Consider the following 18,292-nt stretch of genomic DNA (forward strand, 5'->3'; position numbering starts at 1 on the left):
TCGGTTATTCAGGCTACGACCTGGTTGCGTGCGTGTACTGCTTTCTCGGCTGCTTCGGCCAGAGTTTCTGCGGTGATAATGGGCAGACCGCTATCGGCGATAATGCGGCGGCCTTCTTCCACATTGGTGCCGGACAAACGTACAACCAGAGGAACAGTTGTTCCGATATTCCGCACCGCCTGGACTACGCCCTCGGCAATCCAGTCACAGCGGTTAATACCAGCGAAGATGTTGACCAGCATGGCCTTTACATTGCTGTCTGCCAGCACCAGCCGGAATGCTTTTTCAGTCCGCTCGGCGGAGGCGCCACCACCCACATCCAGGAAATTGGCAGGCTCGCCACCGGCCAGTTTGATCATGTCCATGGTGGCCATGGCAAGTCCGGCACCATTGATCATGCAGCCAATATCTCCATCCAGTCCAACATAACTGAGGCCGGCCTCTGCTGCTGCAACTTCGCGCGGATCAATCTGTGTGTTATCGCGCAACTCAGAAACCCGGTGACGCCGGAACAGTGCGTTTTCATCGAAACTCATTTTTGCATCCAGTGCGATCAGCTCATTATTCCGTGTGACAACCAGCGGATTGATTTCGAGAATATTGGCGTCCAGATCACGCAAGGCACGATAGCAACCCCTGATGGTTTTGATGGCGTGATTGAGTAGCTCGCCATCCAATCCCAGGGAAAAAGCCATGGTTCTTGCCTGAAAATCCTGCAAACCGACAGCCGGTTCAATATGAATTTTCTTGATAGCACCTGGATTTGTGGCAGCCAGCGTTTCAATGTCCATTCCTCCCTGAGCGGAGCCAACCATGACGATACGTTCATGGCTGCGATCAATCATGAGCGCGAGATACACTTCCCGGGCAATGTCTGTGCCCGCTTCAATATATAACTTCGAGCAGAGCTTGCCTGTCGGACCGGTTTGATGCGTAACCAGTTTCTTGCCCAGCAGGGATTCAGCTGCTGTTTCGATTTCCTGGTGTGATCTGCATATCTTGATAGCACCTGCCTTGCCACGTGCCCCGGAATGAATTTGTGCTTTGACTACCCAGACGTTACTACCAATTTCCCGGCTGCGTTGCACAGCCTCTTCCACCGAATACGCCAATCCGCCTTCAGCCAGTTTGATACCGTATTCAGCCAGAATTTCCTTGGCCTGATATTCATGAATATCCAATATAGCTTCTCCCTTGAATTTTATGAAATGGTTGGGTTTAAGGGAAACTCTGAAAAAGAGTGCGAGTGATAGCCAGATAAAGCGAAATCAGCTAAAAAGCACAATTTACACAGGTAACTGAGCATTCTTAGTCTGATTTCAGTGCAGTTATTTTTCAGAGGTTCCTTGAATACTTATTTGCTTTTGGCAGCAATCGCTTCTGCCATTTTGACGATGTTGTTTGCCATTCTTTCCGAGGCAGCATCGATCAGCTTGCCATCCAGTGCTGCTGCACCTTTTCCTTGAGCAGCAGCTTCTTTCATTGCCGCCAGTATCCGCTTGGCCTTGTCAATCTCAGCTGCTGGCGGGGTAAAGACCTCATTAGCCAGCACAACCTGGGAAGGATGAATAGCCCATTTTCCTTCACAACCCAATGCAGCGGCTCGCCTGGCGGCCAGCTTGAACCCTTCCGGATCCTGAATGTCTCCAAAGGGGCCATCGATCGGCCGCAGACCAAATGCGCGGCAGGCAACGGTCATTCTGCTGATGGCAGCATGCCATTGATCACCTGGGTAGTCCGGGTTGAGTCCACCGATATTGGTGGTGCGGGCACGATTGCTGGCGGCGTAATCAGCTACGCCAAAATGCAGTGCTTCCAGACGTCCCGCAGTTCCCTTGCGAGCGATATCTTCAACATTGGCCATTCCCAGCGCGGTTTCAATCAGTGCTTCCACCCCAATCCGGTTTTTCAACCCCTGCTGCATTTCGAGCTGATTGAGCATGGCTTCCACCATGTAGACATCTTCATAAACTCCGACTTTGGGGATCAGCAGCGTATCAATCTTGTGCCCGGCCTGCTCAACCAGATCAACCACATCGCGCACCATATACTGAGTATCCAACCCATTGATGCGTACAGAAAGAGTGACACCATGGCTTTTCCAATCCAGATCATTGATGGCCTGGATGATATTTTTTCTTGCCTGGAGCTTGTCATCCGGTGCAACTGCATCTTCCAGATCCAGAAATATGAAATCCGCTCCGCTTTTCAGTGCTTTTTCAAACATTTCAGGGCGGGAACCGGGGACGGCCAGCTCGCAGCGTTGTACACGCGGTGTTTTGCTTTCATACAAGGTATGACTCATTCTTCCTCCAACAGATTAAATACGATGTTATGTGTGAATATCGAAATGCATGGTGCGCTGTGCGCAAACGTCACAGCTGTCCATAAAGGATTGCCAGGTGTATGGGATCCAAGCCGGAAATAAACTGCTCCCCCGGGGGATAAAATCAGATGCACAGAAGTGATGTTCTTGAGTAATTTGACAGCGTTGTTCGCCAGATCAGCGAAATTATAGCATTGACGTCGATCCGATTTCAGTCAATCCTGATCTTTCACGCAGTGCTGGCGGGCCTGTTCTTCTGCATGAGCAGCGAATAAATGGATTGATATGCCGAAGCAGATGCCTGCCAGCTAAAATCCTTTTGCATGCCGTTACGCTGCAGGTTTTTCCAGAGCCTGGTGTTGTGATAAGCATTAATGGCTCGTTTGATTCCTTCCATGAATGAATCAGCAGTCATCTCGTGAAAGTGAAAGCCGCTTGCACTTTTATCCGCCAGCGTTTCAGGAGTCAGATCCACTACAGTATCCATCAGTCCACCAGTGGCATGTACAACGGGAGGGGTGCCGTAGTGCTGGCTGTACATCTGATTCAAGCCACACGGCTCAAAACGAGAAGGCATCAGAAAGCAATCCGTGCCGGCATTGATTAGGTGTGACAAGGCTTCGTCATAACCAATACGGACTGCTATTTTTGTAGGGAAAGCTTGTGCCAGGGCAGCCAGTTGTTGTTCCAACAGTGCATCTCCACTTCCCAGCAGTGCTAACTGGGCAGGTAGATCAGCCAGCATGGGCGCTACCTGCAGCATGATATCGCTGCCTTTCTGGTGTGTGAGACGACTAACGGTTCCAAATAATGGAATCGCCTGGTTATTTTCCAGCCCCATTGTCTGCTGCAAGGCAAGTTTATTGGCGGCTTTTGCCGACAGATTCCTGCTGGTATATTTTTTCACAAGATATGGATCGGTTGCCGGGTTCCAGATGGCGGTATCGATTCCATTGACTATCCCGGTAATATCGTCGCTGCGCTTAGCCAACAGCCCCTGCAAACCGAATCCCAGTGGTTCCTGCTGGATTTCCCGGGCATAGCCAGGGCTAACTGTAGAAATATGGTCGGCGTAATAGATTCCTGCCTTGAGGAATGACAGGTTGCCATAAAATTCAGCGCCGTGCATGCTGAAACTTTCATCCGGTAGACCCAGTTTTGCTACCTCATCAGACGGAAAGTTACCCTGAAAAGCCAGGTTGTGCAGCGTTATCAGGCTGGCTGCTTTTTTTCCCGAATGGAAATGAAGATAGGCTGGCGTCAATCCGCTTTGCCAGTCGTTACAATGAACGATATCTGGTACCCAGGCAAGCGGACTGGCATCACTGGCGAGAAGCGCGCCAATTTTTGATAATAAGCCGAAGCGCTGTGCATTATCCGGCCAGTCCTGCCCGGTATCATCCAGATAAATTCCGCCTGTACGCTGATAAAGCGCTGGGCAATGGATAACGTATAAAGGCACACTGACAGATTCGTTAATCTGTAACCGGGAAGAAAGTAGTGTGGCGGGTGGGAAATGGGGTTGCAGATCAAATGTAGCCACTTTGCGTCTGGATTTCAGTCCGGCCAGTACCGCTGGATAACCGGGTAAGAGCAGGCGAGCATCCATTTTCAATGCACGCAATGCGACAGGCAATGCGGCACTGACATCACCCAACCCGCCAGTTTTGCATAATGGAAAAACTTCCGGGGTGACAAATAACACCCGTATATTTTTGCGAGGGGAAGAGGAAGGCATGGCTTGATATATGTTCTGATTTATTGTTGTGTTCTATAAAAATCGATCAGGTTGTTGGTTGATGCATCGTGCCCGGTTACCGGTTTATCTGCAGCCAATTCAGCCAGGATTTTTCCCGCCAGTTGCTTGCCGAGTTCTACTCCCCACTGATCGAATGGATTGATTTCCCAGATCACACTTTGCACGAATACTTTGTGCTCATAGAGTGCGATCAACATGCCAAGGGTTGCTGGATCGAGTTTTTTGAACAAAATCGAGGTGGTAGCTCGATTGCCTGGAAACACGCGATGAGGAAGCAAGCGTTCTATCGCTTCGACAGACAGATTTTGATTTATCAGTTCGGCTCTGACTTCCTGTTCATTTTTTCCGCGCATCAGTGCTTCGGTTTGAGCAAAGAAATTCGCCAGTAACATAGGGTGATGCTCGGGCAGCGAATGCTGGCATTGGCACGGTGCCAGAAAATCAGCTGTAAATTTCTGCGTGCCCTGATGCAGCAATTGATAAAAAGCATGCTGGCCGTTGGTACCGGGTTCGCCCCAGATCACCGCACCAGTGCTGTAGTCAACTGCTTCCCCGGTACGAGTGACACGTTTGCCACAGCTTTCCATTTCCAGTTGCTGTAAATAAGCTGGAAAACGGTGCATGGATTGATCGTAGGGCAGGATTGCCTGATTGGTTACATGAAAAAAATTGATTTGCCAGACTGCAATCAATCCCAGCATAACCGGCAAGTTTTTCTCAAAAGGCGTGGTCAGGAAGTGTTCATCCATTTTCTGCGCTCCGGCTAGCAGTAAACGGAAATTGTCCATTCCTACTGCCAATGCAATTGGCAGGCCGATGGCTGACCATAATGAATAACGCCCGCCGACCCAATCCCAGAATTCAAACATATTGTCCGGATCGATACCAAACTGGCTGACAGCTGCGCGGTTAGTGGAAACGGCGACGAAATGTGCTGCAATATCCTGTTCACTGCCTCCGCTGGCCAAAAACCATTCCCGCGCGGAATGGGCGTTGGTGAGTGTTTCCTGGGTGGTGAAGGTTTTGGAGGCGATGATGAACAGGGTTGTGGCAGGATTAAGGGGCTGCAATATGCTGGAAAGATGCGCGCCGTCAAGGTTGGAAACGCAATGAACCTGCAGTTGCGGCACATGATAAGGCTTAAGTGCTTCGGTTGCCATCACCGGACCGAGATCGGAGCCGCCGATACCGATATTGACCACATCGGTAATTGGCAGGCCGGAATAGCCCCGGTGCGTGCTGTTGTGAATTTTTCCGGTAAACCGTTCGATCTGCTGTAAAACGCGTTTAACCTCCTGTGTGACATCCACGCCATCTGTAAAAACAGGTGTATTGGCACGCAAGGCGATGTGCAATGCTGCCCGGTTTTCAGTAGAGTTGATCTTGTCGCCGTTGGCCATGCGAGCCATCCAGTCGGCCAGATTTTGCTGTCTGGCCAGTGCCAGCAATAAACGAATTGTCGTTTCATCAACCGGCTGTTTGCTGTAGTCAAGCAAAATATCCTTAAATTGCAGCGAGAATTTGTCGAACCGATGTGGGTCTTCGCTAAACAGGGTGCGTAGCGGGCGGTTTGCCATATCCGGCTGATGCGTGCTCAATGCTTGCCAAGCAGGGGATCGGGTCAGTGTGGACATATCTTTCTCCATAAGATAGGCAGCCGGATCAGTATTTTTCAAAAATTGCAGCGATTCCCTGTCCACCACCGATGCACAGGGTAACCAGTGCATGGCGGCCATTTATGCGCTGCAGCTCATAAATGGCTTTGATCGTCAGTATACAACCGGATGCACCAATCGGATGCCCCAGTGCCACGGCACCGCCGTTCGGGTTGGTTCTATCCGGATCGAAACCCAGTTCCCGGGCAACCGCACATGCCTGGACGGCAAAGGCTTCATTGGACTCGATTACATCTATATCAGTCAGCTTCAATCCGGCACGATTCAGCGCTTGCTTAACCGCTGGTACCGGGCCGATTCCCATATAACGTGGATCTACTCCGGCATGGCCGTAAGCAACCAGACGTGCCATCGGTTGATGATTGTTTTGTGTGGCTGCATGTTCTTCCATCAGCACCAGTGCGGCCGCACCATCATTGATGCCGGATGCATTACCGGCCGTGACTGTGCCGTTTTCCCGGAAAACCGGGTGCAGTTTTCCCAGTGTTTCCATACTGATGTTGTCGCGTGGATGCTGGTCTGTATCGAATATTACCGTACCTTTACGACTGGAAACCTCAACCGGCACGATCTGTTCCCGGAAATAGCCGCTATGAATAGCGTGAATAGTACGCTGATGGCTTTCCAGGGCAAACTGATCTTGCTGCTCGCGGGTAATACGCCATTTTTTAGCGATGTGTTCAGCGGTGATCCCCATGTGCACCTGATCAAACGGATCGGTCAGGGCGCCTACCATCATGTCGGTTGCGATACTGTCATGCATACGCTGTCCCCAGCGCAGTGCGGGCAACAGATACCCGCCACGGCTCATCGACTCAACGCCGGCAGCAATAGCCACATCGGTATCTCCCAACTGCACCGCCTGCGCAGCAGAGATAATCGCCTGCAATCCACTGCCGCAAACCCGGTTCAGAGTAAGTGCCGCTACATGCTGTGGCAGACCAGCTTCCAGCGCCGCCACGCGTGCCAGATACATATCCCGTGCTTCAGTGGGGATAACATGCCCGGCAAACAGGTGTCCGATGCTTGCGGGATCTATATCGGCACGGGCGATGGCCTCTTTAATCGTGATGGCGGCCAGCGTGGTGGGCGCCAGATCCTTCAGTGCGCTGCCGTAATCACCGATTGCGGTTCTTGTGCCACTCAGAATGACAACGTTGCGCATTGAAAATGGTTACAGTACGTAGCGAGCCAGATCTTCGCTCTGCGAGAGTTTGCCAAGACGTTCATCAACATACGCAGCATCAATGACATGTGTGCTTCCGCTGTAGCGAGTGGCATTGAATGAAATGTCTTCCAGCAATTTTTCCATCACGGTATGTAGCCTTCTGGCGCCAATGTTCTCGGTTATTTCATTGACCGAAAAGGCAATCTCGGCCAGTCGCTCGATGGCGTCTTCTGAAAAATTCAGTTCAATCCCCTCTGTTTTCAGTAGTGCCTGATACTGGCGAATCAGGCAGGCATCGGTGTTGGTGAGAATTTGCTTGAAATCATCCGCGCTGAGGCTGTCCAGTTCCACCCGAATGGGGAAACGTCCCTGGAGTTCGGGGATTAGGTCCGATGGTTTGGCCAGATGAAAAGCCCCGCTGGCGATAAACAGGATGTGGTCGGTACGGATCATGCCGTACTTTGTGGAAATGGTCGTGCCCTCTACCAGCGGCAGCAAATCGCGCTGAACGCCCTGGCGTGAAATATCGGAACTGGATACTTCTGAGCGGCTGGTAATCTTGTCAATTTCATCAAGAAACACGATGCCGTTTTGCTCGACATTCTGCACTGCATTCAGTTTCAATTCCTCATCATTGATCAGGCGGGCGGCTTCTTCTTCAGTCAGTAGTTTTCTGGCTTCACGGATACGCAACTTGCGTGACTTTTTCTTGCTGGCACCCATGTTCTGAAACATACCCTGAATCTGGGAAGTTAGTTCTTCCATGCCTGGCGGGGCAAAAATTTCCATGCTGGCTTGTGACATGGTAATTTCGATATCGATTTCCTTGTCGTCAAGCTCACCTTCGCGCAGTTTCTTGCGGAATTTCTGGCGGGTTGCGTTATTTTCTTCGCTAGGGTTGGCATCAAAGCCTGAATCACGTGCCGATGGTAGCAGGGCGTCAAGTATCCGTTCCTCCGCGCGATCTTCAGCCAGAGGCTTATTCTTCCTGATCTCGTGCTCGCGAGCCTGTTTGATGGCAGATTCCACCAGGTCGCGAATAATGGAATCGACATCCCGACCGACATAACCCACCTCGGTAAACTTGGTCGCCTCGATCTTGATGAAAGGCGCATCAGCCAGCCTGGCAAGTCGCCTGGCAATTTCAGTCTTGCCGACACCAGTCGGGCCGATCATGAGGATATTTTTAGGGGTGATTTCGTGGCGCAGTGGCTCACCCACTTGTTGCCTGCGCCAGCGATTTCTCAATGCAATGGCGACGGATCGTTTAGCGGCTTCCTGCCCGATGATATGTTTGTCCAGTTCGTGGACAATTTCCTGTGGCGTCATATGTGACATGATAGGTTTTCCTGGCTTGGATTAATTCCTGGTGTTAATCGAGCTGCTCAATGACATGCACCTGATTGGTATAGATGCAGATATCACCGGCGATGGTCAGCGCCTTGGCAACGGTCTCGGCAGGGCCCAGATTAGTATTTTCCAGCAGTGCACGTGCAGCCGCCTGCGCATAGGCGCCACCACTCCCGATAGCCGCTAGCCCTTGTTCCGGTTCAATGACGTCGCCTGCTCCTGTGATGATGAGAGTGGCTTCATGATCGGCCACTACCAGCATCGCTTCCAGGCGACGCAGGATACGGTCAGTACGCCAGTCCTTGGCAAGTTCGACTGCAGAGCGCAAGAGATGTCCCTGATGTTTTTCCAGTTTGGCTTCAAAGCGTTCAAATAGCGTGAATGCATCGGCCGTGCCGCCTGCAAATCCCGCAAGAACCTTGTCGTGATAAAGCCTGCGTACCTTGCGTGCACTGGCTTTAGCAACGACTGCGCCAAGCGTGACCTGGCCATCTCCACCCAATGCTACTTGCCGGCCGCGCCGGACTGATACTATCGTGGTCATATTTTTTGTATTTGGCTAAAAAAACGATTATAACGCCGTTTTATAACGAGATTCAGTTACGGGTGCAGATGTCGCCAGAAGAGGGGCTGTCTTCAAGCAGGGAATCAATCAGGTAGTACCGATTTTATTTGTATGTGGCGGGGAGCTGTGAGGCAGGTTACAGCAGTATCCGCTGGTGGATATCGTGCTGTCTGATTAACGTATTGTATTAAGTATGTCTTCGTTGTATTTTTTCTGTGCTAGCTCGCGCAAGGCAATAACGATCGGCTTGTCGCGTCCGGCATCAATCATTGGCGTGGAACCAACTGATATCTGCCTTGCCCGCACGGTCGCTGCCAGTGTCATATTAAAACGGTTCGGGATCACTTTCAGACAATCTTCTACGGTAATGCGTGCCATGATGGATAACTCCAGTAAAAATTTACAAAAATGTAAAAAACGTAAGGCTGATCAGGAAAATTCAGCAAGCAGAGCGCGCTGCCTGACAAGCTGACGGATTGTTTTCAGCCGTTCAGCCCGAATAATGCAGGAGATTTCCTGTGCTGCTGTCTCCAGTTCGTGATTAACAACGACATAGTCAAATCTATTGAGATGGCTGGTCTCGCTGCACGCGGCCGACAACCGCCGTTCAATGGTCTTGCTTTCATCCAGGCCGCGTTGCTCCAGACGGTTTTTTAATGTTTCCATGGATGGAGGCAGAATAAATATGGAAGCAGCCTGCGGGTAGAGTTCGCGCACCTGTTGCGCCCCCTGACAATCTATTTCCAGCAGGACATCCTGTTCCGCCACCATGGTTTCTTCTATCCACTTGCGTGAGGTGCCATAAAAATTGCCATATACCTCGGCGCTTTCCAGGAATTCACCATGTGCCTGCATTTCCCTGAAAGTTGCGTGATCAACAAAAAAGTAATCACGACCGTTCTCTTCATCCCGCCTGGGGGGGCGTGTGGTATAGGAAACTGAGAGGGTTACATTGATATCCGTTTGCAGCAAAGTACGGATTACACTGGTTTTACCGGCACCAGAGGGTGCGCTGATTACAAACAGACAACTCATAATATTTCGTTTTATTGAAATTCTGGCGTATTTTAACAGGTAAATACCCGGAAACTCCCGGGATTATTTATTGTTGATAATGGAAGTCGTCAATAAATTTGAAGCGGATCGTTGTTTCAGTTAGAATCTTTTTTCTTCAGGCGCGTAGCTCAGCTGGTTAGAGCACCACCTTGACATGGTGGGGGTCGTTGGTTCGAGTCCAATCGCGCCTACCAGAAGACAATCGGATTCTGGTATCTGTTATCGTCACGCGCTTCGGCCATATTCCATTTTTTCTATGTCTCGTCTTGCGTTCTATTGGCCGGGAATTTCTTTGATTTTCGTTCACTTGCCAGTATGCGGATCGCCTGCGCGTTACTGGGAGAAAAGACCTTGTCAGCCGCTTCTTGCCACGGCAGCCAGATATATCCCAAGTGCTCACGCGGAGAAATGACAACCGGTATCGTTTCCGGCAGCTCTAGTCCAAACATGTGCTCGGTATTGTGTGTTATTCCCGGCGGGTAGCGCCAACGCCATTCTTCAAAAAGTTTATAGTGATTTTGTATTTCCCAGTTGCGGAGGATGTAATTGGCAGTATTCAGGCCGGTTTCCTCTCTAACTTCACGCGCAGCAGTCTGCTGCAGTGTTTCTCCCGGATTCTGGCTGCCTGTAACAGACTGCCAGTAACCGGGGTGGTCAGCGCGTTCCAACAGCAACACCCGCAGATCGACCGTGTGGATAACGACCAGAACAGATATGGGTATTTTGTAGACTTGCAACAGACAAATCCAGCTAATCGGTTGTGATATCGGTCTTTCGCAGACGGATATGCAGCTCCCGCAATTGTTTCTCCTCGACGGTACTGGGTGCCTGCGTCAGCAGACATTGAGCGCGTTGTGTTTTGGGGAAAGCAATCACATCGCGGATAGAATCTGTACCGGTCATCATGGCAACGATACGATCAAGACCAAAGGCTATGCCGCCATGCGGTGGGGCGCCGTATTGCAGGGCATCCAGCAGAAAGCCGAATTTCAGTTTTGCTTCGTCATCCGCTATGTTCAATGCCTGGAATACCTTGCTTTGTACATCCTGCCGGTGAATACGGATTGACCCACCGCCAATTTCCATGCCGTTCAATACCATGTCATATGCCCTGGAAAGTGCCTTGCCCGGATCGGTTGCCAGGAAATCCTCATGCCCCTGGCTGGGAGCGGTGAAGGGGTGATGTAAGGCCTGCCAGCGTTTTTCTTCTTCGTCCCACTCGAACATTGGGAAATCCACGACCCACAAAGGTTGCCACAAATTTGTGGCCAGACCGCGTTCATGCCCGATTTTGACCCGTAATGCGCCCAAGGCATCGTTAACAGTTTTGACCTTGTCCGCACCAAAAAATACCAGATCACTATTCTGTGCCTGAGTGCGTTCGAGCATCGATTGCACGACAGGCTCGGGCAGGAATTTCAGGATAGGGGATTGCAATCCCTCCATACCTTTGGTCAGGTCATTAATCTTGATATAGGCCAGACCTTTTGCTCCGTAAATGCCGACAAACCGGGTGTACTCATCGATCTCCTTGCGGGACAGCTCCCCACCGCCAGGAACACGTAGTGCGGCGACTCGCCCACCCGGTTTTTGTGCAGCATCGCGGAATACCTGGAAAGGTACGTCCTGCATCAGATCAGTCAGCTCTGTCAGTTCCAGTGACACCCGCAGATCTGGCTTGTCTGATCCGTAGCGGAACATGGCGTCAGCATAACTGATCCGGGGGAAGGGGTCGGGCAAGCTGACATTGATCACATCAGCAAACAGGCGGCGGATCATGTCCTCCATCAGATCCATGATGTCATTTTCTTGCAGAAAAGAGGTTTCAATATCAATCTGGGTAAATTCTGGCTGGCGGTCTGCACGCAGATCTTCGTCCCGGAAGCAGCGGGTAATCTGATAGTAGCGATCGAACCCGGACACCATCAGTAGCTGCTTGAACAGTTGCGGAGATTGTGGCAGTGCAAAAAAACAACCAACGTTGACGCGCGAAGGTACCAGATAATCACGCGCGCCTTCCGGCGTGGATTTGGTCAGCATTGGCGTTTCCACGTCGATAAAGCCGTGCTGATCCAGGAATACGCGTGTCGCCATGGTGACCTTGTGCCGCAACCGGATGTTGTGTTGCATCGCCGGGCGGCGCAAATCCAGATAACGGTATTCCAATCGTATCGCTTCGCTCAGATTGTCATCATCCATCTGGAACGGGGGAGTGAGCGAAGGATTTAAAATTTCGATAGTGCTGACCAATACTTCGATTTCCCCGCTGGGAATCCCCCGGTTGACTGTCCCCTCGGGACGATGGCGTACCAGGCCGGTAATTTCCAGCACAAATTCATTACGGATTTTTTCTGCAATCGGGAAAGCTGCAACATTATCAGGATCACAAACAATCTGAACGATTCCCTCGCGGTCGCGCAGGTCAATAAAAATAACCCCACCATGATCACGCCGGCGATGTACCCAGCCGCATAAAGTAATTGTTCTACCCAGATGACGTGTGTTGATGGCGCCGCAATAGTCAGTACGCATAAGTGACGTTAATGTTGATTGAATGAAAAAACGGTTCAGATAACCTTGCTGTGTAAAAATCCTGCTAGTCTGTAGCAGGCGCAGACGGCACGGTGGTTGTGGTCGGTGTTGTCGCCGCGGTATTTGCAGCAGTCTTATCGGTGCTGGTAGTTTCCGTGCCGGATTCCTCTTTTGGTTTTGAATCCGGTCTGCCAGTATTCTTGTTTCTGAAATCTGTTACATACCATCCAGTTCCCTTCAGCTGGAAACCTGCAGCAGAAACTTTCTTGACATAATCAGTGCTGCCGCAGGAAGGGCACTTTGCGATCGGAGCATCACTCATTTTCTGTAGATACTCCTTTTCCAATCCACATGCATGGCAGGCATACTCATAGATCGGCATGCTTTTTCTCCTTTAAATAAAGTCTTTGAAAACGGCATTATACTTGACTGCCAGAGCAATTTCCCGGGTGGCTTTGTCTGATCGCGGGCTGTATCAGTCTGGCTCGAGCCTGTTAACTTTCCTTTCTGCCGTATTTATCCTCAAACCGGACGATATCATCTTCTCCCAGATAGGAACCGGACTGGACTTCAATCATTTCCAGCGGCACTCGTCCTGGGTTTTCCAGCCGGTGCGGTGTCCCCAGCGGAATAAAAGTGGATTCATTTTCACTGACCAGAAAGGTTTTGTCTGCCCGGGTAACCTGTGCGGTTCCACGCACCACAATCCAGTGTTCGGCGCGGTGATGGTGCATTTGTAATGATAATGCGGCGCCAGGGTTGACAACAATGCGCTTGACCTGGAAGCGTTCACCTGTATCGATCGAATCGTACCAGCCCCATGGGCGGTATATTTTGCGATGTGAGCGGGTTTCCGGCCGGTTTTTCTGCCGTAGGGTGTCAACGATATGTTTGACTTCCTGTGTTTTGTCCTGATGTGCAACCAGAATTGCGTCAGAAGTTTCCACAATGACTACGTTATTTACGCCGATACAAGCAACCAGTCGATGCTCGGAGAATGCAAGAGTGTCATGACACTCTTGCAATAACACATCGCCGCGTACGACGTTGCCTGATTCATCCTTTGGCAGGGTGTGCCACAACGCATCCCACGCGCCGATATCCGACCATCCGGCTGAAAGCGGAATGATTGCGCCTGGCGGCAAGGTATCCGGATGAGTGGAAAGTGATTCCATCACGGCATAATCAATTGAATCGCCGGGGCAGGCAGCAAAGGCAGTTTTATCAATCCGGTAAAAATCACCATCTACTGATTCCGGCTGCCATGCAGCGCGACAGGCATTCAGAATATTTTGACGGCAGGTATCAATGGCAGCAAGCCAGACAGATGTGCGCATCATGAACATGCCGCTGTTCCATAAATAGGAACCTTCTTGCAGATAATTCTGTGCCGTGACCAGATCTGGTTTTTCAACAAAGCGGGAGATCTGGAAAGTATCCGGCTCGTGTAGTGCAGTACCGTACTGAATATAGCCATAACCGGTTTCCGGCGTATCAGGCGTGATACCAAAAGTAACCAACATACCGCTTTCAGCAAGCAGCATACCCTTGTGAACAGCCGTCTGAAAGGCAGCTATATCTGTGATGACATGGTCAGATGGCATTACCAGCAAGATCGGATCATTCCCTTCCTGTATAGCAGCCAATGCCGCGATCGTCAGAGCAGGCGCGGTATTCCGCCCGAATGGTTCAAGAATGATCTTGCCAGTTTTGCCGATAAGCCGAAGCTGCTCTGCAATCACAAAACGGTACTCCTCGTTGCACACAATGATGGGCGGTTGAATAACGATATCATCCAGCCCATCCAGGCGGCGCACGGTTTCCTGCAGCAGGGAATGCTGATCAACCAGCGGCAGTAATTGCTTGGGATATTGCTGGCGCGAAAGTGGCCATAGCCGTGTGCCTGAGCCACCGGAAAGAATGACTGGGGTAAGGGAATGTTTCATGCTTGCATCAGATTGGTTATGAAGAATAGGGCAGATTTTTGCTGACCATTCGAAATTTTGAATTCAGGGGCGATCCAATTCTCTGGTCAGTATTTCCACGATACGCCGTGCAGCATTGCCATCCCATAAATTCGGCCGGCGTCCCTGCTTGCCGCGTCCTTGTAAAATGTTGTCCACCGCAGACTGTATTCGTACTGGATCGGTTCCTGCCAGTGTGTTGGTACCTTCATCCACCGTGACTGGCCGTTCGGTATTTTCCCGGATGGTGACACAGGGAATTCCCAGGGCGGTAGTTTCTTCCTGCAAACCGCCACTATCAGTCAGAACAACGGTGGCATCCTTCCAGAGATGAAGAAAGGGCATGTAAGCCTGTGGGCCGATCAGTGTAATGTTGGGTCCCAGATCGATATTAAATTTTTTCAGATTGTTTTGTGTGCGCGGATGGGCCGGAAAGATGAGCGGAAGCTGTTTGGCGATCTGTTGCAATGCCTGGCTGATACGTTGCAGCGTTTCAGGGTAGTCTACATTGCTTGGTCGGTGCATGGTGACAACGCCATACGGGCGATCTTTCAGTGACGTTTTAAGTGGATTGGTCTCAAATCCGGAAGTGTCTACTCGGACAAGCTGTTCGACTTGGTAGAACAGATTATCCACCATAACATGGCCGACATAATGAATGGCTGAGGCCGGTTTTCCTTCTCGTAACAAATGCTGTTGTCCACTCGGCTCGGTCACAAAAAACCAGTCGGTAATACTATCTGTCACCAAGCGATTAATTTCTTCCGGCATGCACATATCGCCGCTGCGCAACCCTGCCTCGACATGCGCAACCGGAATGTGCAGTTTCTTGGCGACGATCGAACAGGCCAGGGTTGAATTGACATCGCCGACAACCAGTACCGCATCTGGTTGCTCTGCCAAGCAATATTCCTCGAAGGCGATCATTATTTTTGCTGTTTGCTGTGAATGGCTGCCACCGCCGGCTGCCATAAAGATATCTGGTTGCGGGATGCCCAGCTCCTCGAAAAAAACATCGTTCATTGCCCGGTCGTAGTGCTGACCGGTGTGAACAATCTTGTAGGCCAATTTATCCTGCTGCTGCAAAGCGCGGACAATTGGCGCAATTTTCATAAAATTAGGGCGTGCACCAGCAATGAGATGAATTTTTTTCTGCATAATTTTTTCCGCGAGACAGAGACAATGAGCAGGATTGTAAACCTTGAAAACTTCCCGGGTTTCTTTATCTGCCAAAAGATAATTTTGATGCTACCAGTTTTCCTGGGAATCCTCTGAAAAACTGTCTACGTTGCCATCACTGCGTTAAAAACAGGCTCAAAATACTTATTTGTTGCTTGTAAACTGTATTTGCTCGGCGTAAGCGCCTCACCCTACGGGCCGGCCTCACGGCTGTTCGCTGCGCTTTGCTTGCATCACCTGTGGTTGCCTTGCTGACTGCCTCACTAATACTTTTAAAGGATACCTGATAGACAGCAAGTGGCCTTGACTGGATTGCTCCTGATTCAGAATCGTATCATGACAAGTCAGCAGGCAATACTTGAGAAATCTCTGAAAAACCACTGTATTTCGTCATGATTGATGCGTTGCAACAGTGTCACGGGCCAAGGAAAACCTTGATGAGGATTACTGATGGTCTGGCTTGCTGAGGTACTCAAATATAAGATACACTCAAAATCAATCTTATAAATACTCTGCTCAGGAGAAGTATTCATGCCTGATCCTACGTTGTGTACTGAGGAAGATATCACACGCCTGATCTACGCTTTTTATACCCGGGTACGGGATGATGAAGCACTTGGTCCCATTTTCGACGCACATATTGATGACTGGAGCCTCCATCTGACCAGAATGGTGGATTTTTGGTCATCTATTTTGCGCGGTACTGATCGTTTTAGTGGTACGCCAATGCCCAAACATATAGCCCTGCCTGATCTGAATGCAGAGCTGTTTCAGCGCTGGCTCAAGCTGTTCCATAAAACCGCTGCTGAACAATCGAATCAGGCCATGGCTGAACAGATTTGTATGATGGCTGATCGCATCGCCCGCAGTCTGTGGATGGGTTATCAGATCAGTCATCATCCTGAGGTGATGCCTGTGGGGTTGTCTCATGGTTGAGTCATCACAAATCAGGAAGCAGCTGCCAGCGCCGCAATGGGCTGCTTTCCTCAGCCTGGGCTTTCGGCCACTGTATATTGCAGGCTGTTTCTGGGCAGCTATTTCGGTAGCACTATGGATATATGCACCCCAATGGCTGACGGGTGTGTTAGCTGGTATGCTCTGGCACGCACATGAAATGCTGTGGGGGTTCGTCGCCACTATTGCAGTAGGATTCCTGCTGACCGCTAGTGCTAATTGGACTGGCATCAATCCGTTGCACGGTCGTGCGCTAGGCGGGTTGACACTGTTGTGGATTGTGGCGCGAGCTGGTTTTTTGATGCCGGGATCGATAGCATTTGGTATCGCAACACTTTGTGAGCTGCTGTTTTTCGGCATAGCGGCACTGGCGTTGGGCCGAGTTATTTATCAAAAACGCAGCCAGCGTAATTACGGTATACCACTGCTTGTGCTGGGGCTAGGTGTGGCTGATGGCCTGTTTCTGTGGTTTATACAGGCAGGGGATTATGCTTTGTTGATGGAGAGTTTTCATGCCGGCCTGCTGTGCATGGCAGTGATCGCACTGTTGATTGCACGCCGGGTGATTCCATTTTTCGCTATGCGGGCAGTGCAGGGTTTGACGATCCCGATGCTTACCGGCAGTGGTCAATGGCAACTTGCAGCGAGCATTTTCGCCATTGTGTTCTTGCTGTTAGGGTGGACCTCGGCAGCGGCAATCGCGCTGGCAGCCGCCGGGACTCTTGCTCTGTGGCAACTGCTTGCCTGGAAGCCGTGGGCCGTTCGACAGGTGCCATTATTGTGGATTCTTTATACTGGATACGCCGGGCTGGGTATTGGTTTGCTGGTTGCAGCCGCTTATTCTGCAGGCTGGATCTCCCGTGCTGCCTGGCCAGTGCATGTAATCGGCGTGGCAGGCTTTGCGATACTGATTATCGGCATGGTTACCCGTACTGCATTGGGTCACCTGGGGCGGCCATTACGTACTGATCGCAGCATGGTCATTTTGTATATGTTAATTATCACGGCTGCTGTACTGCGACTGGCGGCGCTGTTGCCAACTGCTTACGTGCCAGGCCTGTTGCATGGTTCGTCTGCGATCTGGATATCGGCCTTTGTACTTTACCTCTGGCGTTTTCTTCCAATGTTGATCCGGCCGCGTGCAGATCAATCGCCTCCGGTGATCAAGCCGGGAAATATTCCGGCACAGCCTCACTGATCGTTGAACGTATGAATATTCAACCAAGAGGATTCATGCAATGAGTTATGGCTTGTTGATAACGCTGCATTTGCTGGCTGCGATCGCTTTTGCGGGAACAGTATTTTTTGAAGTCGTCATGATCGAAGGTATACGCAAGCACCTGCCGCACGAAATCATGCGTGAGGTTGAACGCGCTATTGGTAACCGTGCTGTCAGGATCATGCCCTGGGTACTTCTGGTACTGTATTCCGCCGGAATAGGGATGGCCTGGCAACATCAGGCGACCCTGGCACAGCCTCTGGCCAGCAGTTTTGGACTGTTATTGAGTATCAAGATCATCTTGGCAATCAGCGTTTTCGGTCATTTCGTGACAGCCATGATATGGCGGAAGCGCGGTCTGCTGAACAGGCGGCGTTCACAGCGCTTACACCTGAGCATCTTCTGCCACGTACTGACAATTGTCATCCTGGCGAAAGCCATGTTTTATCTACACTGGTAACCAGGGCACTGCCTGCTTTATCAAGAGTTCCAGAGTGTTACTGAAGCTGGATGCAAGGCTTATAATATGGTATTCAGTTCTTCA

At 50.7% G+C, this 18,292-nt stretch carries 18 protein-coding genes and 1 tRNA gene; 4 read left to right on the forward strand and 15 right to left on the reverse strand.

Going from position 1 to position 18,292, the window contains the following annotated elements; translation table 11 throughout:
* Positions 1-8 precede the first annotated feature (8 nt).
* From ABF86_RS03095 to gmk, 9 genes are all read right to left on the reverse strand, one after another.
* Positions 9-1,181, reverse strand: a complete 1,173-nt coding sequence (locus tag ABF86_RS03095) for a malate--CoA ligase subunit beta (RefSeq protein ID WP_074684879.1) — start codon at positions 1,179-1,181, stop codon at positions 9-11.
* Positions 1,182-1,354: 173 nt separating this feature from the next.
* Positions 1,355-2,305: a CoA ester lyase gene (locus ABF86_RS03100; RefSeq protein ID WP_011633720.1), complete on the reverse strand. Its 951-nt coding sequence runs from the start codon at positions 2,303-2,305 to the stop codon at positions 1,355-1,357.
* A gap of 250 nt (positions 2,306-2,555) precedes the next feature.
* Positions 2,556-4,064, reverse strand: coding sequence for a glycogen synthase GlgA (gene glgA / locus ABF86_RS03105; protein WP_074455464.1), 1,509 nt, complete (start codon positions 4,062-4,064; stop codon positions 2,556-2,558).
* A gap of 20 nt (positions 4,065-4,084) precedes the next feature.
* Positions 4,085-5,719, reverse strand: a complete 1,635-nt coding sequence (gene pgi, locus ABF86_RS03110) for a glucose-6-phosphate isomerase (RefSeq protein ID WP_011633722.1) — start codon at positions 5,717-5,719, stop codon at positions 4,085-4,087.
* Between the two features lie 28 nt (positions 5,720-5,747).
* Positions 5,748-6,926: an acetyl-CoA C-acyltransferase family protein gene (locus ABF86_RS03115; RefSeq protein ID WP_011633723.1), complete on the reverse strand. Its 1,179-nt coding sequence runs from the start codon at positions 6,924-6,926 to the stop codon at positions 5,748-5,750.
* A gap of 9 nt (positions 6,927-6,935) precedes the next feature.
* Complete coding sequence (gene hslU, locus ABF86_RS03120; protein ID WP_011633724.1) at positions 6,936-8,267, reverse strand: ATP-dependent protease ATPase subunit HslU; 1,332 nt, start codon at positions 8,265-8,267, stop codon at positions 6,936-6,938.
* A gap of 34 nt (positions 8,268-8,301) precedes the next feature.
* Positions 8,302-8,823, reverse strand: coding sequence for an ATP-dependent protease subunit HslV (gene hslV, locus ABF86_RS03125; protein ID WP_011633725.1), 522 nt, complete (start codon positions 8,821-8,823; stop codon positions 8,302-8,304).
* A 195-nt stretch (positions 8,824-9,018) separates the two neighbouring features.
* Entirely contained in the window at positions 9,019-9,222 is a 204-nt protein-coding gene (gene rpoZ / locus ABF86_RS03130) for a DNA-directed RNA polymerase subunit omega (RefSeq protein ID WP_074455467.1), read from the reverse strand.
* 51 nt (positions 9,223-9,273) lie between these two features.
* Complete coding sequence (gene gmk, locus ABF86_RS03135; protein ID WP_011633727.1) at positions 9,274-9,879, reverse strand: guanylate kinase; 606 nt, start codon at positions 9,877-9,879, stop codon at positions 9,274-9,276.
* A 138-nt stretch (positions 9,880-10,017) separates the two neighbouring features.
* Between gmk and ABF86_RS03140 the strand changes: the two genes are divergently transcribed.
* A tRNA-Val gene (locus ABF86_RS03140) sits at positions 10,018-10,094 on the forward strand.
* 60 nt (positions 10,095-10,154) lie between these two features.
* On the opposite strand, the gene nudB is transcribed toward ABF86_RS03140, so the two are convergent.
* From nudB to ABF86_RS03170, 6 genes are all read right to left on the reverse strand, one after another.
* A complete protein-coding gene (nudB, locus tag ABF86_RS03145; RefSeq protein ID WP_074684880.1) occupies positions 10,155-10,637 on the reverse strand; it encodes a dihydroneopterin triphosphate diphosphatase in 483 nt (160 codons plus the stop codon).
* A gap of 13 nt (positions 10,638-10,650) precedes the next feature.
* Positions 10,651-12,432, reverse strand: a complete 1,782-nt coding sequence (aspS, locus tag ABF86_RS03150; RefSeq protein WP_074684881.1) for an aspartate--tRNA ligase — start codon at positions 12,430-12,432, stop codon at positions 10,651-10,653.
* Positions 12,433-12,496: 64 nt separating this feature from the next.
* Entirely contained in the window at positions 12,497-12,814 is a 318-nt protein-coding gene (locus ABF86_RS03155) for a zinc ribbon domain-containing protein (protein ID WP_011633730.1), read from the reverse strand.
* Positions 12,815-12,926: 112 nt separating this feature from the next.
* Complete coding sequence (locus ABF86_RS03160) at positions 12,927-14,378, reverse strand: mannose-1-phosphate guanylyltransferase/mannose-6-phosphate isomerase (RefSeq protein WP_074455469.1); 1,452 nt, start codon at positions 14,376-14,378, stop codon at positions 12,927-12,929.
* 63 nt (positions 14,379-14,441) lie between these two features.
* The gene (gene wecB, locus ABF86_RS03165; protein WP_011633732.1) at positions 14,442-15,554 is read right to left on the reverse strand and encodes a UDP-N-acetylglucosamine 2-epimerase (non-hydrolyzing); all 1,113 of its coding nucleotides are present in this window, start codon (positions 15,552-15,554) and stop codon (positions 14,442-14,444) included.
* Between the two features lie 365 nt (positions 15,555-15,919).
* Positions 15,920-16,108: a hypothetical protein gene (locus ABF86_RS03170; RefSeq protein WP_074455470.1), complete on the reverse strand. Its 189-nt coding sequence runs from the start codon at positions 16,106-16,108 to the stop codon at positions 15,920-15,922.
* Between ABF86_RS03170 and ABF86_RS03175 the strand changes: the two genes are divergently transcribed.
* Genes ABF86_RS03175 through ABF86_RS03185 form a run of 3 tightly spaced genes read left to right on the forward strand, consistent with a single transcriptional unit; the run spans position 16,107 to position 18,208 of the window.
* Positions 16,107-16,511, forward strand: a complete 405-nt coding sequence (locus ABF86_RS03175) for a group III truncated hemoglobin (RefSeq protein WP_074684882.1) — start codon at positions 16,107-16,109, stop codon at positions 16,509-16,511. The genes ABF86_RS03170 and ABF86_RS03175 overlap by 2 nt on opposite strands.
* Entirely contained in the window at positions 16,504-17,727 is a 1,224-nt protein-coding gene (locus ABF86_RS03180; protein WP_011633734.1) for an NnrS family protein, read from the forward strand. Before ABF86_RS03175 ends, ABF86_RS03180 begins: the two co-directional genes overlap by 8 nt.
* A 40-nt stretch (positions 17,728-17,767) precedes the next feature.
* Positions 17,768-18,208: a hypothetical protein gene (locus ABF86_RS03185; RefSeq protein WP_074455472.1), complete on the forward strand. Its 441-nt coding sequence runs from the start codon at positions 17,768-17,770 to the stop codon at positions 18,206-18,208.
* Positions 18,209-18,292 lie beyond the last annotated feature (84 nt).

This window comes from Nitrosomonas sp. GH22, assembly GCF_009833115.1.
Taxonomy (GTDB): Bacteria; Pseudomonadota; Gammaproteobacteria; order Burkholderiales; family Nitrosomonadaceae; genus Nitrosomonas; species Nitrosomonas eutropha.